The sequence below is a fragment of the Nonomuraea guangzhouensis genome, assembly GCF_019396345.1.
Taxonomy (GTDB): domain Bacteria; phylum Actinomycetota; class Actinomycetes; order Streptosporangiales; family Streptosporangiaceae; genus Nonomuraea; species Nonomuraea guangzhouensis.
Genome location: NZ_JAHKRM010000002.1, coordinates 487,025 through 507,454, shown reverse-complemented (window position 1 = coordinate 507,454; position 20,430 = coordinate 487,025). Strand labels below are relative to the sequence as shown.

20 protein-coding genes are annotated in these 20,430 nt (G+C 67.2%); 11 read left to right on the top strand and 9 right to left on the bottom strand.

What is annotated here, in order from left to right:
* The first annotated feature begins 400 nt into the window (after positions 1–400).
* Positions 401–802, top strand: a complete 402-nt coding sequence (locus KME78_RS67020) for a ComEA family DNA-binding protein (protein ID WP_219527609.1) — start codon at positions 401–403, stop codon at positions 800–802.
* Positions 803–829: 27 nt separating this feature from the next.
* Here KME78_RS67020 and KME78_RS05345 read toward each other — a convergent pair whose 3' ends face one another.
* Positions 830–1,192 (bottom strand): hypothetical protein, encoded by a 363-nt coding sequence (locus KME78_RS05345; protein WP_219527608.1) that lies wholly within the window; start codon positions 1,190–1,192, stop codon positions 830–832.
* Positions 1,193–1,235: 43 nt separating this feature from the next.
* Between KME78_RS05345 and KME78_RS05335 the strand changes: the two genes are divergently transcribed.
* A complete protein-coding gene (locus tag KME78_RS05335; RefSeq protein WP_281428603.1) occupies positions 1,236–4,022 on the top strand; it encodes a ComEC/Rec2 family competence protein in 2,787 nt (928 codons plus the stop codon).
* Positions 4,023–4,838: 816 nt separating this feature from the next.
* Positions 4,839–5,111 (top strand): hypothetical protein, encoded by a 273-nt coding sequence (locus KME78_RS05330; protein ID WP_219527607.1) that lies wholly within the window; start codon positions 4,839–4,841, stop codon positions 5,109–5,111.
* A gap of 184 nt (positions 5,112–5,295) precedes the next feature.
* Here KME78_RS05330 and KME78_RS05325 read toward each other — a convergent pair whose 3' ends face one another.
* Positions 5,296–5,520: a hypothetical protein gene (locus tag KME78_RS05325; RefSeq protein WP_219527606.1), complete on the bottom strand. Its 225-nt coding sequence runs from the start codon at positions 5,518–5,520 to the stop codon at positions 5,296–5,298.
* Between the two features lie 109 nt (positions 5,521–5,629).
* Between KME78_RS05325 and KME78_RS05320 the strand changes: the two genes are divergently transcribed.
* On the top strand, positions 5,630–6,553 hold the full coding sequence (locus KME78_RS05320; protein WP_219527605.1) for a hypothetical protein: 924 nt from the start codon (positions 5,630–5,632) through the stop codon (positions 6,551–6,553).
* Positions 6,554–7,445: 892 nt separating this feature from the next.
* On the opposite strand, the gene KME78_RS05315 is transcribed toward KME78_RS05320, so the two are convergent.
* A complete protein-coding gene (locus KME78_RS05315) occupies positions 7,446–7,889 on the bottom strand; it encodes a DUF4158 domain-containing protein (RefSeq protein ID WP_219527722.1) in 444 nt (147 codons plus the stop codon).
* 180 nt (positions 7,890–8,069) lie between these two features.
* Between KME78_RS05315 and KME78_RS05310 the strand changes: the two genes are divergently transcribed.
* Complete coding sequence (locus KME78_RS05310; RefSeq protein WP_219527604.1) at positions 8,070–8,393, top strand: hypothetical protein; 324 nt, start codon at positions 8,070–8,072, stop codon at positions 8,391–8,393.
* A 74-nt stretch (positions 8,394–8,467) separates the two neighbouring features.
* On the opposite strand, the gene KME78_RS05305 is transcribed toward KME78_RS05310, so the two are convergent.
* Entirely contained in the window at positions 8,468–9,241 is a 774-nt protein-coding gene (locus tag KME78_RS05305) for a class I SAM-dependent methyltransferase (RefSeq protein WP_219527603.1), read from the bottom strand.
* 184 nt (positions 9,242–9,425) lie between these two features.
* Here KME78_RS05305 and KME78_RS05300 point away from each other — a divergent pair, with 184 nt between their 5' ends.
* Both KME78_RS05300 and KME78_RS05295 read left to right on the top strand, forming a co-directional pair.
* On the top strand, positions 9,426–9,665 hold the full coding sequence (locus tag KME78_RS05300) for a hypothetical protein (protein ID WP_219527602.1): 240 nt from the start codon (positions 9,426–9,428) through the stop codon (positions 9,663–9,665).
* 120 nt (positions 9,666–9,785) lie between these two features.
* Positions 9,786–10,217, top strand: coding sequence for a Mu transposase domain-containing protein (locus tag KME78_RS05295; protein ID WP_219527601.1), 432 nt, complete (start codon positions 9,786–9,788; stop codon positions 10,215–10,217).
* 428 nt (positions 10,218–10,645) lie between these two features.
* On the opposite strand, the gene KME78_RS05290 is transcribed toward KME78_RS05295, so the two are convergent.
* From KME78_RS05290 to KME78_RS05280, 3 genes are all read right to left on the bottom strand, one after another.
* Positions 10,646–11,536 carry a phosphotransferase family protein gene (locus tag KME78_RS05290; protein WP_219527600.1) on the bottom strand — a complete coding sequence of 297 codons (891 nt, stop codon included), beginning with the start codon at positions 11,534–11,536 and terminating at the stop codon, positions 10,646–10,648.
* Positions 11,537–11,538: 2 nt separating this feature from the next.
* The gene (locus KME78_RS05285; RefSeq protein WP_219527599.1) at positions 11,539–12,000 is read right to left on the bottom strand and encodes a glycine-rich domain-containing protein; all 462 of its coding nucleotides are present in this window, start codon (positions 11,998–12,000) and stop codon (positions 11,539–11,541) included.
* Between the two features lie 368 nt (positions 12,001–12,368).
* Positions 12,369–13,229: a helix-turn-helix domain-containing protein gene (locus KME78_RS05280; protein ID WP_219527598.1), complete on the bottom strand. Its 861-nt coding sequence runs from the start codon at positions 13,227–13,229 to the stop codon at positions 12,369–12,371.
* Positions 13,230–13,429: 200 nt separating this feature from the next.
* On the opposite strand from KME78_RS05280, the gene holA reads away from it, so the two are divergent.
* Together holA and KME78_RS05270 are read left to right on the top strand one after the other, a co-directional pair.
* Positions 13,430–14,413: a DNA polymerase III subunit delta gene (holA, locus tag KME78_RS05275; RefSeq protein ID WP_219527721.1), complete on the top strand. Its 984-nt coding sequence runs from the start codon at positions 13,430–13,432 to the stop codon at positions 14,411–14,413.
* A 28-nt stretch (positions 14,414–14,441) separates the two neighbouring features.
* Complete coding sequence (locus tag KME78_RS05270; protein WP_219527597.1) at positions 14,442–15,578, top strand: epoxide hydrolase family protein; 1,137 nt, start codon at positions 14,442–14,444, stop codon at positions 15,576–15,578.
* Positions 15,579–15,611: 33 nt separating this feature from the next.
* On the opposite strand, the gene KME78_RS05265 is transcribed toward KME78_RS05270, so the two are convergent.
* The gene (locus KME78_RS05265) at positions 15,612–16,199 is read right to left on the bottom strand and encodes a TetR/AcrR family transcriptional regulator (RefSeq protein ID WP_219527596.1); all 588 of its coding nucleotides are present in this window, start codon (positions 16,197–16,199) and stop codon (positions 15,612–15,614) included.
* An 89-nt stretch (positions 16,200–16,288) separates the two neighbouring features.
* Between KME78_RS05265 and KME78_RS05260 the strand changes: the two genes are divergently transcribed.
* Both KME78_RS05260 and KME78_RS05255 read left to right on the top strand, forming a co-directional pair.
* Complete coding sequence (locus KME78_RS05260) at positions 16,289–17,074, top strand: acetoacetate decarboxylase family protein (RefSeq protein WP_219527595.1); 786 nt, start codon at positions 16,289–16,291, stop codon at positions 17,072–17,074.
* A 47-nt stretch (positions 17,075–17,121) separates the two neighbouring features.
* On the top strand, positions 17,122–19,962 hold the full coding sequence (locus KME78_RS05255; protein ID WP_219527594.1) for an AfsR/SARP family transcriptional regulator: 2,841 nt from the start codon (positions 17,122–17,124) through the stop codon (positions 19,960–19,962).
* Here KME78_RS05255 and KME78_RS05250 read toward each other — a convergent pair.
* A complete protein-coding gene (locus KME78_RS05250) occupies positions 19,925–20,428 on the bottom strand; it encodes a MarR family winged helix-turn-helix transcriptional regulator (RefSeq protein ID WP_219527593.1) in 504 nt (167 codons plus the stop codon). The genes KME78_RS05255 and KME78_RS05250 overlap by 38 nt on opposite strands.
* Between the last annotated feature and the right edge of the window lie 2 nt (positions 20,429–20,430).

Genomic DNA, 20,430 nt, shown 5'->3' with positions numbered 1-20,430 from the left:
GCCCCTGGGGTCAGGTCGCCCATCGCTCTCGGACAACCCGCCCCTGAGGTCAGGTCGCGCGCCGCTCCCGCACGACCCACCTCAAGGGTCAGGTCACCCGCTGCACCCGCACGACGCGCCCCTGGGACCAGGCACACCCTCGCTGCCGCATGACCCGACCTTGAGGCCAGGTTGGGCCCCCATCCCACCCTCGTTCGAAGCTTTTCGCCAGGCTGTCACCACCAGGCCCCCCGCCTCCCTCGACCCCGGCAAGTCAGGTCTGCGCATCCTGATTGCCCTGGCCGTCCTGGCCGCGCTGGTGGCAGGCGTGATCGCATGGCGCTCCCAACCCACCCCGGAGCCCCTCCCCGCCCCGATCCCCAGCCCACCGATCCCTTCCACCCCATCTCCCACTGCCAAGGTGACCGTCCACATCACCGGCAAGGTCCGCAAGCCGGGCCTCTACACCCTCGCGATGGGAGCCAGGGTGGCCGACGCCGTGACAGCCGCCGGCGGCCCCTTGCGCGGCACCGCCACATCCTCGGTCAACCTGGCCAGACGCCTCGTAGACGGCGAACAGATCGTCATAGGCGCTCCATCCGGCCCCACCCAAGCCGACCCCGCCACCACCACGACACTCGACCTCAATTCGGCCACCCCCGACCAACTGGAGCAACTCCCCGGGGTGGGCGAGGTCCTGGCGGCCCGCATCGCCGACTTCCGCACCACGCACGGCGGCTTCACCAGCATCGACCAACTACGCGAGGTCAGCGGCATCGGCGCGAAGAAGTACGAGGAGATCAAGGGAAAGGTCCGCGTCTGACATGCCCCACGACCTTCCCACCTCCCCTCACTCCTGGTCCCTGGCCCTCCCCGCTCTGGCCGCCTGGGCCACCGCCCTCACCCTCCTGAACTTCTCCCCGACAGCGGGCCTGACCGTCTCCATCCTGGCCATTGGGTCCGCGGCGGCCCTTCTGGCGGGCTCCGGATTCGCGCGCGTGCGCAGACACTCCTCGCTCATCCACCCACTTCTGAGACCTTCTTCACTCACCCGTGCGCTCCTGAAGCCTTCCTCGCTGACCCGTGCGCCCACGACGCCTTCCTCACTCACGCGCCTCCTCCTGACGCCTTCGTCACACACGAGGCCGCTCCCGACACCTTCGTCATCCACCACGCCGCCTCTGACGCCCTCCTCGCTCACACGCGCGCCCACGACACGCTCCTCGCCCGCTCGTACGCGCTCACCGCTTACCCGCATGGCCCTAAGGTGCTTCTCACCTATCCGCGGCCTCACGCGCATCTGGCCTGGACACCCGTTTCCTACACGCCTCCGAGCCTCCGGCTCCCTCGCCGTGCTCAGGCGGATCGTGTCCGCTCGTCCGTCCTCGGGACCGGTTCCCGGCGCCGTTCGACGGCTCTGGCGCAATGTGGTGATCGCGACTCTCACCTGCGTCGCCGCGACCTCGGCTTCGGTAGCCCTCCGCGTTCACGCCGTGAGCACCGGCCCCGTGGTCGCCCTGGCGACCCGCGAAGCACAGGTCACCGCACAGATCACCCTCACCGACGACCCGAAGGTCAGACGCCATCGAGGCGGACGCTTCACCCAAGACCGAATAGTCATCCCCGCCACCCTGACCCTGCTTCAAACCCCGGCAACCCGGCTGGCCGTCAACACCCCCGTGATCGTCTTCGCCCAAGGCTCCGAATGGACCCGCCTCCTCCCAAGCCAGCGCCTGGAAGTAACCGCCCGCCTCGCCCAGGCGACCCCAGGGGACCTGATAAGCGCCGTTCTCCTCGTCCGTGGTCCACCGCATGTCCTCACATCCCCGTCATGGATCCAAGCCGCGGCAGGCACCCTCCGAGCGGGCCTACGGACGGCCGCAGACATACTCCCGGCAGACCAGCGCGGCCTCCTTCCGGGTTTGGTCGTTGGCGACGTCTCCCGCATGGACCGCCAACTCACCGCAGATCTCACCGAAGCAGGCTTGAGCCACTTGAACGCGGTGAGCGGCGCGAACCTGGCGATAGTCGCAAGCGCCGTCCTGGCCGTCTCCCGCCTGGCAGGACTCCCGCTCGCCCTGAGAGCCGTCCTCGCCGCCGTCGCCATGATCGCGTTCGCCGTGGTGGCAAGGCCCTCGCCGAGTGTCCTCCGGGCTCTGCTCATGGGCTTGACCGCCGCCGTAGCCCTCGGCACCGGCCGGACCAAGGATGGAGTGGCGGCCCTGTCGGCGTCGATCCTGCTGCTCATCCTGTTCGACCCCGAACTGGCCCACTCGTACGGCTTCGCCCTGTCGGTATCCGCCACCGCCGGCATCCTCCTCCTCGCTCCCCGCTGGCGAGCCCGCTTCACCGGCCCTGACCCCGCGGAGACCCCGGCCGATGCCGCCCTCCACGACGACTCGGACCACGAGAGACCCGTCTCCACCAGGGCCGGCGACGCCAGGCGTCACAGCGACCCGGCACCCCGTGGCGCCGTCGCATCTGATCCGGCGTGCGGTGGTGGTGTCGCGTCTGCTGCGGTGCTTGGTGGTGCTGGTGTGTGCGGTTCGGCGTGTGGTGGTGGTGTCGCGTCCACTGCGGTATTTCGTGGTTCCATGGCGTCGGATCCGGCGTGGTGCTGTGCTGTGTCCAATTCGGCGACCCGTGGTGCCGTCACGTTCGACTCGGCGGTCTGTGGCGCTGTCGCCTCCGACTCGGTACTTCGTAGTGCCGCCACGCTCGATACGGCGTTCGACGGTGTGGCCACATCCGATGATGTCCTGGCGTCGGCGGCGTCGCCCTCTGCTCCGATCCGTTCGCCGTCGCGGCGTCATCTGCGGCTTCCTCGATGGGCGGCGGAGGCGGTGGCCGTGTCTGCGGCGGCGCAGGTCGCTGTGACACCGGTTCTCGTGCTGATGTCCGGTCAGCTCACCCTCGTGGCGATCCCCGCCAACCTGCTCGCGGGCCCGGCAGTGGCGCCCGCGACCATCCTCGGGTTCGTTGCCGCGTTGGTGGCCCCCTTTTGGCCTCAGGCGGCTCAATGGCTGGTCATCCCGGCCGGGTACGCGGTCGGCTGGATCATCATGGTCGCCCAGTGGGCCGTGGGCGTGCCGCTCGCCACACTTCCGTGGCCGGGCGGGCTTCCGGGGCTCGGCCTTCTGCTGATCGCCGTGGCTGTGGCGATCCCCGTGCTTCGACACCGAGCCTGGCGGACGGTGGCTCTCACGATGGCCGGTGTGGCACTCGTGGTCGTGCTCGTCGTTCGTCCGGTGGCCAAGCCATGGCCGCCCCCGAACTGGCTGATGGTGGTCTGTGACGTCGGACAAGGTGACGGCATTGTGCTGGCCGCCGGTCCCGGCCGGGGCATCGTCGTCGACACCGGACCGGACCCCGTCGTCATGGACCGCTGTCTTCGCAGACTGGACGTACGCGACGTACCCCTGCTACTCCTCACGCACCCGCACGCCGACCACGTGGACGGGCTCCCCGGTGTACTCAAGAACAGGCACGTCGGCGCGGTCATCGTCAGCCCGCAACGCGTCGCCCCGCAGGAGAGCAGCCGCATCGCGACCATCCTCGCCCGCTACCGGATCCCTGAGTGGACACCACCCTCGGGCAGTCGCTGGCAGCTGGGCCCCTCCGAGGTGACCATCCTCGCCCCCGATCCGTCGCAGGGTAAGGCTGGTGGCCAAGGGGAAGGCAGCTTGATCAATAATGCCAGCGTCGTGGCCCACGTACGCTGGCGAGCAGGCTCCGCCCTCCTGAGCGGAGACATCGAGACCGAGGCCCAAGACGAACTGCTGCGCCGCCTCGCCCCGCGAGCAGACGTACTCAAGGTCCCGCACCACGGCTCGCGCCGGCTGGACCCGGCCTTCTTCGCATCTGTCGGCGCTCGCGCGGCACTGATCAGCGTGGGCGCCGACAACGACTACGGCCATCCAGCCCCGTCCACGATCGCGCTCCTGCAACGCCTCGGTGCCCGCGTCTACCGCACCGACCAGTCAGGCGACCTCGCGGTGATCGAACAGGACGGACGGCTGGCGGTGGTCGCCCGCGGCCCGTAGCCAACGATCTGCCGTTGGTGGCGTCCGGCACCGGCCCATCGGGCGCGGTCGACCCCTCAGGCGGCTGCCCCTCCGGTGTCTGTCTTCTCCGGTGGCTGACTCCTGAGGTGGCTGACTCCTGAGGCGGACGCCCCCTCCGGCGGCCCCTGGTCGAACAGGCGGGCTACACGATCACGCCCGTGCCCAAGCGCCTCTGCACCGCAGCAGATCTCACCACCTACACTCCCAGCGCAGCACCATCACGCACAAGATCAACTCAGCGTGTGATTTCTCTGCCAGCCCTCAACGGCATCGGCAGGTACGTGCCGAAGCCGCCGACCCGCGGCGGTGGGCCGGGGGCCTCGATGGGCTGAGCGCAGAAGCTAGCGGAAGGCAGTTGATCTTCATGCCGGGCCGGTGACGACCCCGTTCGGGCAGGTCGTGGGGCCTGCGTTCCTGGGCCATGTATGTCGAATGTGGGTACCAACGCGGCGTACGTCATCACCATTCCCGTCTCCGCGCTCTCGATTGGCGGCACATCATGCGAATTAAAGAATTGATCGACGTCCACGAGCCGTGACTGCTCGACGACAGCTTGGCGACAGCTAGACGAAAGCGAGACGATCTATGATCCAAGCCATCCGAGTAAACAATCGCGTGTTGTTGCTCGGTATACCGCCGCCGGAACAGCAGCCATGGGACACCTTCTTATGGCGACTTCTTGAGCGCTAGCGTCGATTCGTCAAGGGGCTTGGCGACGTTCATCGCGTTCGCGTTTATGGAATCCGGCGCAACGCCCTCAGGAGGAGAACTTTCCAGAGAAGGAGGACCTGGCAGATGAGATTTGTGGCAAGGCTCGTCATGGGCTCGGCCATCATGGCTGCAATGGCCGTGCCGATCGTGCCGGCGGTCGCCGCTGAGGGCGGCCAGTTTAGCGGACCGCAATCATCGAGCAGCGATGCAGGCTATTTCATGAACGGGTGGATAGGCCCGTTCGGCAGCTTGGCCGAGTGCCAGAGGTCGCAGAGAGAATGGGATATCGAGCACGTCATTACCGACCCGTGCAGGTATCACCCAACCGGAGGAGGGTGGTGGTTCGCCTGGGCGTGATTGAAGCACTGTCAGTGACTGAAGCCAGCCGATTCTGAATAGCAATATGGCGGGGAAACGGTCATGCGGCCGCATCCAAAATCATGGTGTATCAAAATGAGACCACCCTGCGATCTTCGTCTCTTTAGGCAGCAATGGCAGCGACGGTCGCATGGGCGTCATCCCCACCGTCATTCTCGGCAAACTACGGTACGCCGTCCACAATATCGCATTGTCGGCACGCGGGGCAGAAGTCGGTGAGCCCAAGCGCTGATCGACGGTGGAACGAACATATCTTACCGTCGAAGCGTGGCACGCAGTCGACGTGGCACGTGAAAGCCGGAATGTCCACAGCGGGAAGCGTATCGATCGCAACAATATCAATGGAGATCGGGACTTCACGTGCGCGGATCATCGCCGCGACGATCACGAGATCGCTCCTCCCGCCCTTCAAGTCAGCAAAAGAGGCGCGAACTCCACCGTTCCACAACTTACCCCAGTACTCTTCCAGTCAAGACGCAGCGTGAGAAAGGACAGTCGTGAAAAAGCTATTATCGGCGATAGTCGCCGCCGCGATCACCCTTGTAACACTGCCATCCGGCACGGGAGCCGCGGAAACCAGTCGCGCGTCGGCTTCGGAATGTGGCAGCATCAGCGAGCAACAGGCAGCCATCCACAAATTCGTTCGGCTGACGAAGGATCGACTGAAGCTCAGCATCAGCGCCCATGATTACGAGGTTCAAGACTACGGGGAAGGCTGTATCGTCAAGCCTCGCGGCAGCGCGCCGGTAACTGTCAACGTGGCGACCGATGCCTCGGGTCGTAAGACGGTCACGGGACAAACCGACACGCCGACTCCCTCCGCCATACAGGCCGACGGCAACGTGACAACCCAAGCGGAAACACAGTGGCAGCAGCCGCAGTGCTGGGGCCCGTTCGAAGACGCAGCCCGCGTCGGCATCATGCAACCCTACTGCTTCCAATGGGGGATCATGAACTATGTCGGTGCAACGCGCTGGAACTACGCGGCCCGTGTCTATGCGACCTGTGGCGCGCGGGAAGGTGGCCCCGACTTCTGGCAGGTCTACGCCTGCTCGGTGGGGGCTCGTCCCTCGGCCACCTCGGCACCGATGGTCTTGAATGACTACAGCCCGAGGGGCAGCACGACGCTGAGCGGCTGCGGAAGCATACCTCTCAACATCACGGCCGGGCCCGTCTCGGCCGGTACCTCCCTGCAAACCTGTGAAAAGCTGGCTCTGGAGACTTCACCTTCGCCCACGTGGCCGCAAATGGAGGTGAGATGGATCGGCACATCGTACTGGTCGCGGGACAAGCGAGAAACCGGATTCCTTCTGGGCATAGGTGTCCCCATCGGGGGAACGCCGATGTTCTCGCTTTCCTGGACCCTGGACGTTGGCCCGTGCTCTCTCCCGCCGGGGCCCGCGCCGTATTGTGCGCTGTGACCTGAGCCGGCCATACGCTCCGATGCGCTGTTATGCGTGAACTTCGACGGGTCCATGGCACAGTCACTCAAGTGGCCATACCTGTAGAACTGCTGCCAACAGTGCTTCGACCGAGAACCTCGTAATGCTCTTATCAAACCGACTGACAGGAGCAGCAAAGTTTCATAAAAGATCGTTCCGGTAAATTGCGGGAGCACCCAGAAACGGCGCTCGAATCCGGAAGGAAAGCCACAGTGCTCGCTGTCAAATCCGTCGCGAAGCAAGTAGAAATCGCATTGAGCCATACCGCTTTGGCGCTCGTCACGGTGTTCGCTGCAGTCGCCGGCATATCGCTGACAGCGGTCCCGGCCTCCGCCTCTTCCACCTCGAACGCTGCGGACCACATCTGGTGTCCGGTCTACTTCACTGACGATGGCAACGGGGCCTGGACGGCATGCAGCACCGCCGTCGCCGGCAGGACCAGGTACCGCGTCGCCGTGACGTGCAGCGACCTTAGGGTCGTCCGTGGGCCCTGGGCAGGTGCTCCTTGGCCCAGCATCGCGGGATGTGGTTCCGCTCGGGCCAGCAGCGCGAATTTCGAGCATGAGTGCGTAGGGGTCTGCCTTTCCGATCCCGACGCCGCGATCGCCGCTAAGCACCCGCAAGTCAAGCAGTGAAGGCACATCCTGGTCCGCGCCCTGCGAACCTAGATGCAGCATCGTGTACCGGATGGCGCGCTCGACCAGCATGCTGATCGAGAAACCGCCCAGGCGGCAATGATGTTCTCGAATCGGCTGATGATGTTGACGGATCCCGTCTGATCATCATGATCGGGCGGGATCTTGTCGCTGCAGGGAGTGCCCACATGGGTTTCCCCTCAGGGCCTGCGGCGAAACGGAACCTGTCAATTGGATCAAGGCAGTTGAGCTGGGCTAATTCTGTGTTGTCTTCTCTGTGGCGTCCTCGGGTGCGTTGGTCTTGGGCTTGTTGATCCGGGCGGGGCCGGGCAGGTCGGGCGGGGTGGGCAGGCCGCCGCTGGCGAACCGTTTGGGATGAGTGGCGTGGGCGGCGGCCAGTACAGCGGCGCGCCGGTCGCGGATGGCGGCGGCGCGGCGGGGGCTCGCCCCGAAGTGTGGTGCAGCCGCCTGTCCGCGACCTTCCGCACCTCCGACACCTGCCGGGCAAGCACGCTCACCCCCGGCAGCAGCACCCGGTTGCGGCGCAACCAGCCCACCGCGTGGTCAAACAGCGCCTTGGGGCCCTCGGCGTGCGTCCAGGCCCGTCCGTGCAGGAACGTGCGGAACCGCCGCGACCACTCCGCATCCTCGTACTCGTGGTACTCGTAGGCGTCCCGGATCTCTCACGCGTGCTCGTACGCCGTCTTCGGCCGCTCGGTGTACCGCTTCACCACCGACGCATCCTCGATACCGAGCTGTGGTTCTGTCGGTAGCTGGTGACGTCAGTTGTTCGTGAAAGCTGACGTCACCATCGGGGTTGCGGTGTCAAGCTGGATGTGCTCAGTAAAGGAGCACCCCCGATGCCGCCTGGCCAGTCGAAGGTCGAGTTGTACGCCGCGCTGCGGCGCGACTCCCGCGATGGCATGTCGAACCGGGCGTTGCAGTGCAAGTACGGCGTCACCTGGAGCACGGTCAACAAGGCCCTGCCCTCGGCTTGGCCGCAGCCACGCACGACAACCGCTTCGGCGCGGCCGTCGAAGCTGGATCCGTTCACGCTGCTGATCGACGAGATCCTGCTCATTGATCTGGACGCGACCAGGAAACAGCGCCACACCGTCACCCCGGATCTACCGCCGTCTGATCGACGAGCACTCCTCGTCCGAGGCGTTGCGTTGACCACTTGAACCCGCACCGATGAGAGGGCGCAAGCGTCCTGCGAGCAACCGCGCGGTCCGGCCAGGGACTGAGAGTCCGGTGTTTATACCTTGCTCGCGACCACCATGTAGTTCTCGGCCTCAAGATCGAACGTGCTCAGTTCCGTTTGGAGTCCGACCCGGTGCAGCTCGACTTCGAGTTCCTCGTACCGGTAGGGCCAGCAGGACAGCAGTTCCGAGCGGACAAGAACCAACCCGGTCGCATCAACTTGCGCGATCGCAATCTCGATGTGGTGCTCCTCCTCCCAATGCGGCGCAATCTCCCAGCGGTAGACCACGATGGCATCGCGACCGTTCCGGCGGACGAGTCGGTCACTGATGTCCAGCCGGGAACCTCTGGCCCTCACGAGTTCCCAAGTGCGGGATGTGAGTACCAAGCGCCCGCCGGGGCGCAGAAGCCGTGACATCGACTCCAGAGCAGCACCCCTGCCTGTCGCGCCCGTGGCATGGTGAAGCGAGTTGCCAACGCAGAACACCATGTCGAACGTGTTGTCCTGGAAATGGTCGGGCAACTCTTCCCAGTTCGCCCGTACGGCCTGGACGGATGCCCCGAACTCCTCAGACAACTCTGCAGTCCGACGAACCATCGCCTCGCTGGCGTCAGTTGCGACAACCTGCATGCCACGACCGGCGAGGCCAACCGCCAACTGTCCGGTTCCGCACGAACAGTCGAGGACGTGAGCGTTCGACGGCAGGAGATTGAGGACGCCGTCGAACGACGCAGCGAACTCGGCTGGAGGCAACTTTGCATCCGAGATGAGCCATTCGTACACCTCGGCAAGCACGTCATAACCTGTCACAACCACTACCTCCGTCACGCGGCAGACTCACGGTAGGACGTCAGTTCATCAGCGGAGCAAGCCGGGCACCAATGGTTTTCGCAAGGATGGCTCTGACGGTGTTTGTGGGTTGTCAGTTGTCCGTCTGAGTGGATGTCACCGGCTGGTTAGCTGGGAAGTTGTTCGTGAGAAGTAATGTCACTCGCGGGGTTGCGGTGGCAAGGTGAATGTGCTCAGTGAAGGAGCACCGCCGATGCCGCCTGGTCAGTCGAAGGTCGAGTTGTATGCCGCGCTGCGGCGTGACGCTCGCGAGGGCATGTCGAACCGGGCGCTGGAGCGCAAGTACCGGGTGGGCTGGCGGACTGTTCAGAAGGCGCTGAGTTCGGCGTGGCCGCAACCTCGGGAACCGTACGCGCCTCGCCGTTCCAAGCTGGATCCGTTCAAGCCAGATGCTGCTGGCTGATCTGGATGCGCCGAGGAAGCAGCGTCACACGGTGGTCCGGATCTATCGCCGGTTGATCGACGAGCACGCGATGGACGACGTGTCCTACCAGGTCGTGCGCGCCTACGTCGCCAAGCGTCGGTGCTCGGCTTCACGCGGCGCCGGGTCGAGACCGACCGGTGGACCGCATTTCGGTCCCACTACGGCATCGAGCCGTTCTACTGCACGCCGGGAATCGAGGGCGCTCACGAGAAAGGCGGCCTCGAGGGCCAGATCGGCTGGTTTCGCCGCAACCACTTCGTTCCCGTCCCCGAGATCGACTCGCTGGCGCACTTGAACATGCTGATCGACGAGTGGGATCTGGCCGACGAGGCCCGGCGGATCGGGACCCGTCCCCGCACGATCGGCGAGCTGTTCGCCGTCGAACGGCCGTCGTTGAAGCCGTTGCCCGTCGAGACGTTCGAGACCGGCCGCTGGTTCACCCCACGGGTCGACCGGTTCTCCCAGATCACCGTCCGCACCAACCGTTACTCGGTCCCGACCCGGTTCATCGGCCGCCAGGTCCGGGTCTAACAGTCGGCGGTTGGCTTCAGGGCAGGCAGTGGTCGACGAGTTAGCCGCGGCAGGCCTGCCAGGCGAAGGCGGCCCCTATGCGAAGGCGTCCCGCTCAGGCAGAGGCGCCCGCCCAGGCAGAGGGCGCTCGCCCCCCTCCCGGCGAGCGCCCCTTGTCTGGGCGGGCGCTTTCGGCGCGGGCTCAGGGCGTTAGTTGCTCACCACATCTGTGGCCCCCGCCTGAGAATCCCCGCCCGAGATCCCCAGCTGCGCTCACACCTGTGGCTCAGCGCGTCAGCGGTGCCCGGCACGTCAGTGGCGGTCGAGCACACCAGCGGCTCAGCACACCAGCGGCGGTCGGGCCCGCCAGTGGCCAAGCGCGTCAGCGGTCGAGTACGTCAGTGGCGGTCGAGACCGTCAGCGCCGTTGAACGTCAGCGGCTCAGCACCTCACAAGGATTGTCGGTACGCGAGCCACGTCTTCCCCGCCACCGCCGCCCTCGCCCGGAACTCGCGCATCTCCTCCGGCCCGTACCGAGCCTTGTAGATGCGGAACCGCGTCCACAGTGCCGCCAGCCCGATCACCGCGTCGGGCGGGGCGGACGTCCACGACGGAACGCGGGACAGTAGCTCGTCCACCTCTGGTGGGGTGTGTCCGGCTTCGACGAGGCGTGGGGCGAGCATGGCCGCGTCGATCCAGGCGGCGCCCCGAGCGGCGTACGACCAGTCGATGACGTACACGCTCCCCTGGGAGATGAGCATGTTGCTCGAACCGAGGTCGTAGTGCAGCAGGGTGTTGCCGCGGAGGTCGCTTGGCTCGAAGCGTTCGATCGCGGTGTCGTACAGGTCGCGGTCGGCGGGGATGCCTTTGTCGCGTAGGTGGGAGTCCTTGGCCAGGAGGGGCAGGATGTTGTCGATAACCGGCGCACCTCCCCGGGGACAGGGGGTGAGGAGGGCGCCGAGCAGGGAGACCGTGTCCAGGACGGCGGGCAGGTCGGGGGAGCCGGGTGTCAGGTCGACGTGGCGGCTGTTGTCGTTGATGTACTCGAACACCGTCACCAGCCAGCCGTCCTGCTGCCCTCGCCACAGCAGGTGCGGTGCGGGAGCCTCGTCGGGCAGGACGCTCGCCGCCCAGGACTCCGTACGGTGTGCCTTGGCCGCGATGCCGGCTGCCTCTACGGCCTTGATGAACACGCTGTGGTTCGCGGTCTGGAGCCGGGCCGCGATGCCGGGCATGACGCCTTCGCCGGCGGGCTCCGCCTTGATCACCGGGCCGCCGCATTCGAGCTCTACCCTCTCGCGTACGCTGACCGGGAGGTCTTCCCATTGTTGGCGGGTCATCGTCATCCTCCACTTCCGGAGTCGTCGGCGCAGCCGGAGTAGCACTGACCGCATCTGCCGTCGGGGATCCACAACTCGACGTCCACCGGGAGACCGGCGGCACGCATGGCTTGTACGGTGGCGCCGACTCGCTCAGCCGCGGGGCGAAGCGCTTCCCCTGCCGGGTCGTCGGGCCTGTGATGGATGAACCGTCCGGCCACCTGCTCGCAGAACGCCGCGTACTCGCGGGTGTGGAGCAGGAAGGCGTGCCAGCCCTTGTCCACCTCTTCCGAGGGTGACAGACCGGAGTCCGGATTGAGGGCACATGCGGCAAGAAAACCGAGTGTCTGCCGGATGATTCGCTCGGCGTAGGCAGTGGTGGTGCAGGAGTCGCGCGCGACTCGCTCGACCAGCCGGTCGAACAGGCCCACGTCGACGAGGTCGCACGGATCGGTCAGGGCCGACCGATCCAGCAGGGGGATCATTGCCGTACTCCAATCGTGAGGTGGGGGCTACACGAAGGGATGGGCGCTGCCAAGATGACCCGCGGGACGCCTGGCGGTGGTTCTGGGAGCCGGCGGGGAGCGGGCGAGAGCTGTGAGGACGCGGTGCTGGGGCTGATACGCCGAAAGTGCGGTCGCGGAGCGCCGACGGCGGTGAAGTCGCGGGCCGGCATGTGGAGACGACCGCGGATAAGGCGGTGGGTGACACAGCGGGTTCCTCACAGAGGTGGTTCTTTGCTTGCGGCGGCCGGGGTTTTGGAAGTCCGGGAGCCTTCCGACCGCCGCGAAGTGGTCCGACTCGAAGGTACGAACCAGCGTCGCCGCAGCTCAAGTAAGTTTCGAAATGTTTCTTAAAGATCTCGGCGGGCCGCGTCGATACAAGCCAGCGCGGGCTGCCCGTACACCGCCACCTCGGCCAGTGCCGTGAACGCCTTCTCATAGACGGCGACATCGTCCGGTTTCTTGATCCGGAACTGCGCCGCCACCCCATCGACCCGGACCTCGGTGGCGTCGTACAGCCAGAAGTTCTCCGGCGGCATGACGGGGGGTTTGCGGCTGTACGGGAGGATGCCGAGGCTGACGTATGGATTGTCCCGGGTGTAGGTGGCCAGTCTGTCGAGCTGGGCGTTCATCCCGGCGGGGTTCACCATGGGGGTGCGCAGTGTCTGCTCACCGAGCACGAACACGAAGCGCCGCACGCCGCCGAGCGACTGCTGCTGCGCCATGCGCGCGGCCACGGCCCGCTCCAGGTCATCGGGTATGCCGCGGAAGGAGATGATCGTGGATAAGTGGGCGCGGGCGTAGGCCTCGGTCTGCAGCAGGCCGGGCACCGTGGAGTGCTGCCACACACGTAACCGGGTCGTCCGCTCGTACAGCGGGATGAACGCTTCCTGGACCTGGCCGAGTCCGTTCCGCTCAAGGCGGCGCCATTCGGTGTACAGCGTGTCGATATGACGGGCGGCGGCGAGCAGGTCGGGGATCTCGTGTTCGGCGCCGCAGGCGGTGGCCCAGGCGCGGATGTCGTCCTCGCTGGGGACCTGCTGCCCGTTCTCGATCTTGGAGATGCGGGCCTTGCGCCCGCGCCATCCCATGGCCTCGGCCAGACGGTCGCCGGTCATGCGCCGGCCGTCCTCGGTATGGGCGGTTCGGAGGTCCCTGAGCCGGGTGGCGAGCGACATCCGCGCTTCCATGATCGTGCTGTGACTTGTCATGGGTCACCTCGGCTCGGGCGATGGAGTTGCTTCGAAGCTACGCCCGGCTTCGGCTTCGCGTCAGTAGGGTTTCTAGAAAATCATGACGAAACCCTACTGAGTAGGATTTCGTCGGATGTGGCCGCTGCTTCGGAAGTGCCACGCCGCCGGATGCGAAGCAGGCTGGATCGTCGAGTACCGGCTTGTCGGTGGTGCATGGCATGCTGCTCGGCATGGCGGGAACCCATCCAGCACTCGTGACCCTGGTCGTCGGTGACGAGGAGTTGCTGGCCGAGCGGGCGGTCAGCGGCGTGATCGAGGCGGCGCGGGCGGCCGACAGCGGCGCGGACGTGCATGATCTCATCGGCGGGAAGGTGGCGCCGGGGGAGCTGACCCAGCTGACCTCGCCGTCTCTGTTCGGCGATCGTTCCGTGGTGGTGATCCGGTCCGCGCAGGATCTCGTCAAGGACGTCATCGCGGAGGTCGTGAAGTACGCGGCGCACCCCTCCGACGACACCGTGCTCGTCCTGGTCCACCCGGGTGGGGTGAAGGGCAAGGCGCTGGTCGACGGGGTCAAGAAGGCGGGGGCGAGCGTCGTCACCGTCAGCAAGGTCACCAAGGCCGGCGAACGGCTCGACTTCGTCAAGAGCGAGATCAAGCGGGCGGGGCGCGGCATCTCGGCCGACGCCGCGCAGGCGCTGCTCGAGGCGGTGGGCAACGATCTGCGGGAGCTGGCCGCGGCCTGCAACCAGCTGGTGTTCGACACGGAAGACAAGACGATCAACGCGGCGGCCGTGGCCCGCTATCACAAGGGGCGGGCGGAGGTCACCGGGTTCAACGTGGCCGATTCGGCGGTCGAGGGGCGGCTGGCCGAGGCGCTGGAGCAGCTCCGCTGGGCGCTCGGCACCGGCGTGGCCCCCGTGCTCCTGGTGAGCGCGCTGGCGGGCGGGCTGCGGGGCCTGGCCAAGGTCGGCGGAGCGCCGCGCAACCTCAGGGGCGGGCAGCTGGCGAGCCACCTCGGCATGCCGCCGTGGAAGATCGACCGTGTCAAGCGGCAGCTGAACGGCTGGGGTCCGGAGGGCCTGTCACGGGCCATCCAGGCGGTGGCCGACGCCGACGAGCAGGTCAAGGGCGGCGGAGCCGATCCGGCGTACGCTCTTGAGCACACGGTGCAGGTGATCGTCGCCAGCCGCACCGGCCGCTAGCCATGACAACCTGAGCAGTGGAGGAAGTGTGACCTGGTCGCCGTTTCGGATCGACGTGCCGGACGACGTGCTCGACGATCTGCGCCATCGGCTGCGTAACGCCCGGTTCGGCGACCCGACGGGTGAGCGGTGGCGGGGCGGCGCGGATCTCGGTTATCTGCGGGACCTGATCGGCTACTGGGCCGATGGATTCGACTATCGGGCACGTGAGGCGGAGCTGAACGCCCTGCCGCACGGCATGGCGCACATCGACGGCACGCGTACCCACTTCCTGAAGATCCCCGGCAACGGGCCCGCGCCCATGCCGTTGCTGCTGAGCCACGGCTGGCCGAGCAGCTTCGTGGAGATGCTGCCGCTGGCGGCGCGGCTCGCCGATCCGGGACGATACGGGGGCGATCCGGCCGACGCGTTCGACGTGGTGATCCCGTCCATGCCCGGCTTCCTCTATTCGGACCTGCCTGCCGAGCCGCTGACCAGGGCCTCGATGGCGCGGACGCTGCACGCGCTGATGACCGAGGTCCTGGGCTACGAGCGTTACGGCGCGTTCGGCGGTGACATCGGCGGGGCGGCGACCGGGTGGCTGGGGGCGCTCTATCCGGAGCAGGTGATCGGGATTCATCTGATCCATCCGCCGTTCCCGGCCTCGATGGAGGACCCGCCGCTGTCGGCGGAGGAGCAGGCGTTCATCGACGCCGAAGCCGTCTACGACGAGGGTGACGGCGGCTACAGCGCCATCATGGGCACGCGGCCCGACACCATCGCCGCCGCGCTGCTCGACTCACCGGTCGGGCTGGCCGCGTGGATCGTCGACAAATACCGGGACTGGAGCGACTGTCAGGGCGAGGTGGAAACGCGGTTCGACCGTGACACCCTGCTGACGATCCTCACCCTCTACTGGGCGACGGGCTCGATCGGCACCTCGTTCCGGCAATACTTCGACTGGGAGCACAACTCCGCGCGGTCGGACATCACCGTGCCGACGGCGATCACGCTGAGCCACGAGCCGGTCATGGCGGGGTTCCCGCGGACGCTCGCCGAGCGCGCCTGCCCGGATCTCCGGCACTGGAGCGAACCCCGAAGAGGCGGCCACTTCCTGCCCATAGAAGAGCCCGCGCTCCTCCAGGACGAGCTGACGACGTTCTTCCGGAAACTCCGGCACGCCTGAAGCGCTGACGTGCCGCACGACCTGGCCCCATGGTCAGGAACTCAGCGTCGCCGAGGCGTCGAAGACCAGCCGGACCAGGCGTTCGGCGAGCTGGTCGTCCAAGGGGGAGCCGCTCAGCAGCCTGCGGTACAGGATGGTGCCCGCCCACAGGTCCTGCACCAGGCCGGTGTCGAGGGCGGCGGGCAGGTCGCCGCGGTCGATGCCGCGGCGCAGGGCGACGGCGATGTTGTCGCGCTTGCGCAACAGGAACGTCTCGCGGAAGCTCGCCAGCAACTCAGGGCTGCGTGCCAGGTCGGCGGCCAGCGCGGGCACGGCGATCGCCAGGTCGGCGTCCGCGTAGTTGTCGATGGTCATGTCCACGGCGAGCCGCAACTCGGCCTGGGTGTCACCGAGATCCGGGATCTCGTCACCTTTGAAGATCTCGGCCAGCGCGTCGGCCAGCAAGGCCTCCCGGTTCGGCCACCACCGGTAGATGGTCGACTTGCCCACGCCCGCCTTCGCCGCGACCGCCTCGACGGTGAGGTCCGCGTAGCCGCGTTCGGCCAGGACCTCCCGCGCGGACTGACGGATCCGGGAGGCCGCGCGGGGCCCCGATGGCTCGGCAGTGGTCACATTACCCATGAAACGAAACGATACGACCCGTTTCATTCTTCGGCAAATCGCGCTACGCTCCAAATGAAACGAAACGTATCGTCCCATTGGGAGATCTCATGCTGCACGGCTACACCCTTCCCCTGTCCCCGCGTGGCGAGGCCGCCCTGGTCCCCGCGCCGCCCTGGCACTACGCCGGTGACGTGCTCGGTGTGGAGTTCTGGGCCGCTCCTGAGGCCACGGCCGCGTCCCTGCCCCAGGGGCTGGACCCGGACCCGTCCGGCCGCGGGGTCGCGATGTTCATCGACTGGCAGTTCTCCGCCGCCGACCAGGACTACCTTGACCCGGTACGCAGCCAGTACCGCGAATTCATGGTGCTCATCGACGCGTTCTGGCAGGACACCCCCGTCGCCTGGTGCCCCTACATCTACGTCGACAACGATGCCGCCCTGGCCCGCGGCTGGATCCAGGGCTTCCCCAAGAAACTCGGGGCCGTCCACCAGACCAGGGCCTTCGCCGCGCAGGGCCCGGCCACACCGCAGGTGGGTCCGGGCGGCCGGTTCGCCGCCACCGCCTCGACCGCCGGGCAGCGCATCGCCGAGGCCCTGGTCACCCTCGGCCAGCCGGTGCCCGACGCGACGGCGCTGCTGACCAGGCCCACGGTCAACCTGCGCCACTTCCCCCGCTTGACCGATGGCCAGCACGACAAGCCCGCCGTACACGAGCTGGTCATGGCTGTCTTCGACGACCTGCGCATTGACAACGCCTGGGCGGGGACCGGCGAGTTGTCCTTCCTGGCCGCCCGCGGCGAGGAGCTCGACGCGCTGGCACCCACGCGCACCGGCATGGGCTTTCGCGCCTCGCTGTCCTACACCGTCAACGATCTGCACCTCCTCGGCGGCTGATCCCGCAGCCTGAGGAAGAACCGGGCACCAACGGAGAGGAGCAGGACATGGCTGATGCGATTTTCAAAGTCTTGGGGCCAGTGCGGGTGTGCTGGCCCGATGGGCGGCAGGTTCATCTGAGCGGCAAGCAACGCGCCGTGCTCGCCAGCCTGCTCCTCAACGTCAACACGCTGGTCTCCCAGGAACGGCTGGTGGCGGCACTGTGGGAAGCCCCTCCCGCCTCAGCCATCTCCAACCTCCACACCCATGTCGCTCAGCTGCGCAGGGCGCTGCCCACCGGCGCGCGGCTGCTGACGGAGGAAGCGGGTTACATCCTCGCGGCGGGTACCGAAGAGCTCGATCTCCTGGAGTTCGAGCAGGCGTTACGACAGGCCCGAGACGGGACCGAGCAGGGCGACCTCCGCGCGGCGGTCCGCGAGTTCGAACGAGCTCTGTCGATGTGGCGGGGGAGACCTGCCGACGGCACCAAGCTCGCCGGTCCCGTCCTCGCCCGCGTGGCCGAGCTGGAAGAACGGCTGGCCGCGGCGAGACTGGACTGGGCCGAGGCCAAGCTCGCCCTCGGCATGCCCATGGAGGTGATCGAAGACCTCCGTCTCTTCCTCGCCGAGCAGCCACTGCGCGAGAGCGCCTGGCGATTACTCATGCTCGCGCATGCACGAGCGGGACAACGTGACAAGGCCCTCGAAGCCTTCCGGCAGGCCCGGTCGGTGCTCATCGACGAGTTGGGCCTCGAACCCGGCGCGGAGCTCCAGCAGCTCCAGGTCGCGATCCTGACCGGCACCATGCCGCTGAACGGGCCCGCACCGGGGACGCCGACCTGTCAGCTCCCGTCAGACGTCAGGCACTTCAGCGGCAGGGAGGCCGAACTGGCCACTCTGGACGAGCTCCTTCCCGCGGCGGACGAGGAGCCGCCGTCCGCCGCCACGACCTGCGTGATCAGCGGCACGGGCGGGGTCGGGAAGACCTCACTCGCCGTGCACTGGGCCCACCGGGTACGCGAACGCTTTCCCGACGGTCAGCTCTATGTGGACCTCCAGGGCTTCAGCTCCGCCGCGTCGCCCCTCTCTCAGGCGGAGGCCGTACGGATCCTGCTGGGGTTCCTCCATCCGCCCCACAACCGGATACCGGCCACCTTCGACGAGCAGATCATGCTCTATCGGAACCTACTGACCGGCAAGCGGGTCCTCATCCTCCTGGACAACGCCCGAGAGCCCGATCAGGTACGCCCGCTGCTCCCCCCATCGCCGGAGAGCCTCACCCTGGTGACCAGCAGGACCGTGCTCACCGGCCTGATCGCGGCCGAGGGCGCCCAACTGCTCCGGCTGGCGCCGCTCTCCGACGCCCAGGCCGGCGAGCTGCTCAAACACCGCCTCGGGAAAGACCGGATAGCGGACGAACGCGAGGCGGCGGACGACATCATCAGAACGTGCGCCGGACTGCCGCTGGCCCTGGGCATCGTCGCCGCGCGGGCCATCGTCGACGAAGGCCTTTCCCTCGCCGAGCTGGCGGAAGAACTTCAACCGGAGACCACCCGATTAGACGCGCTGCGCACCGAAGAGGTCAGAACCGACCTTCGGGAAGTATTCGGCTCCTCCTATCGCGTGCTGGCCCCCGAGGCAGCCGAGACCTTCGCTCAGCTGGGCCTGGCGCCGGGTCCCGACATCAGCCTGCTCGCCGCCGCCAACCTCATCGGCCAACCCGTCCCTCGCACGCGTACGCTCCTGCGCACCCTGGAAACCGCACATCTGCTGCATCAGCACGTGCCCGGCCGCTATCGGATGCACGACCTCGTCCGCCTCTACGCCATCGAACGCGCGGTCCTCGACCTGAGCGTGGAGGACCGTACCGCCGCGGTGCGTCGTCTGGTGGCCTTCTTCCTGCACACGTCATACGCGGCCGATCGCCTGATCTCCCCCTACCGGCGGGGCGCCGGAGAGCTGGATCCGCCGGCTCCCGCTCGTCTCCCGCACGCCTTGGCCGACGCGGCGGCGGCACGGGCCTGGTTCAGAGCCGAGCACGCCGGGCTGCTCGCCGTTCAGGAACTGGCCGTCAAGCATGATCTGCACGTCGCCGTGTGGCAACTGGCCTGGACGCTCAACACCTTCCACCTACGCCACAACCTGCTCCAGAACTGCCTCTCGACCTGGCGGATCGCGTCAGGCGCCGCTGAACACCTACCGGGTCCGGCCGTCCATGCCCTGGTCCACCAGATGCTCGGCCGAGCCTGCGCCGGAGTGGGGCGGCATGAGGAGTCCCAGTCCCATTTCGCCGAAGCCCTCGATCTGTACGAGCGATCCGGAGACATCGCCGGCCAGGCGCATGTCCGCCATTCGCTCGGGGTCGCCTGGGAAGACCGGCACGAGCATGAGCAGGCGTTGTTCCATCTGGAGCAGGCGCTGCGCCTGTACGAGGTCCTCGACGACGACGTGGCGCGGGCCAACGCGCTCAATTCCCTGGGCTGGAACCAAGCGCTGCTCGCCGACTTCGGCAACGCCCGGACTCATTGCGAGCAGGCCCTGGCCCTGCTCCGCCGTCATGGCGATCGGGTCGGCGAGGCGGCGGCTCTCGACAGCCTCGGCTACATCGCCGGCCACACCGGTCAGCACGCCCGATCCCTCGACCACTACCACCAGGCCCTGCGGCTGCGGCGGGAGAACGGCAACACCAGCCAAGAGGCCGAGACGCTCTCCTATCTCGGCGACACCTACCACGCCCTCGGCCGGCACACCGAAGCCGCCCGGGCCTGGAGCCAGGCCCTCGCCATCTACCAGGCCCAGCACCACACCGCGAAAATCGCGGACGTACACGCGAGACTTGCCGCCGGCACCGCGTCCCGGGCCTTCCATCAGGTCAACGGTGCGATTCCACATTCACAAGGAGCCGTTTGAGCAGGCCGTCCAGGACCGCCTGCTCCGCCGGATCCAGCACACTCACCATCCCGGTCTCCACCTCCCCCCGGATCCGCATGGCCGCCAGCCACAGCTCGTGCCCCTTGTCCGTCAGCTCCACGTCGACCCGGCGCCGGTCGTCCGTGCTGCGCAGGCGTCGGATCAGGCCCGACTTCTCCAGCGTGTCGAGGCGGCCGGTCATCCCCGCGGGCGACAGCATCAGCTCCGCGGCCAGCTCCGAAGGCGTCGCCGAACCCGACCCGGCCACCAGCCGATGCAGCGTCTCGAACTCGAAGTCCTGCATCCCCACCTGCGCCAGCGCCCTCTCCTTCGTCTGATGGAGGTGCTTGACGAGAAACTGCATGCGCGTCACGACCGCCTCCACCCGCTCGTCGTACGGCGCCTTGCCGCGCCACCGAGCCAGGTGCCGGTCAACAGAGTCTTCAGCGTCGTTCCTCGAGTCCATGA

Excerpts from the sequence above, each read along its gene's own strand:
- holA (WP_219527721.1), top strand. The coding sequence starts at position 13,430 with ATGCTGCTCGGCATGGCGGGAACCCATCCAGCACTCGTGACCCTGGTC.
- KME78_RS05335 (WP_281428603.1), top strand. The coding sequence starts at position 1,236 with ATGGCCCTAAGGTGCTTCTCACCTATCCGCGGCCTCACGCGCATCTGG.
- KME78_RS05330 (WP_219527607.1), top strand. The coding sequence starts at position 4,839 with ATGAGATTTGTGGCAAGGCTCGTCATGGGCTCGGCCATCATGGCTGCA.
- KME78_RS05285 (WP_219527599.1), bottom strand. The coding sequence starts at position 12,000 with ATGATCCCCCTGCTGGATCGGTCGGCCCTGACCGATCCGTGCGACCTC.
- KME78_RS05310 (WP_219527604.1), top strand. The coding sequence starts at position 8,070 with ATGCCGCCTGGCCAGTCGAAGGTCGAGTTGTACGCCGCGCTGCGGCGC.
- KME78_RS05250 (WP_219527593.1), bottom strand. The coding sequence starts at position 20,428 with ATGGACTCGAGGAACGACGCTGAAGACTCTGTTGACCGGCACCTGGCT.
- KME78_RS05280 (WP_219527598.1), bottom strand. The coding sequence starts at position 13,229 with ATGACAAGTCACAGCACGATCATGGAAGCGCGGATGTCGCTCGCCACC.
- KME78_RS05255 (WP_219527594.1), top strand. The coding sequence starts at position 17,122 with ATGGCTGATGCGATTTTCAAAGTCTTGGGGCCAGTGCGGGTGTGCTGG.
- KME78_RS05265 (WP_219527596.1), bottom strand. The coding sequence starts at position 16,199 with ATGGGTAATGTGACCACTGCCGAGCCATCGGGGCCCCGCGCGGCCTCC.
- KME78_RS05290 (WP_219527600.1), bottom strand. The coding sequence starts at position 11,536 with ATGACCCGCCAACAATGGGAAGACCTCCCGGTCAGCGTACGCGAGAGG.
- KME78_RS05260 (WP_219527595.1), top strand. The coding sequence starts at position 16,289 with ATGCTGCACGGCTACACCCTTCCCCTGTCCCCGCGTGGCGAGGCCGCC.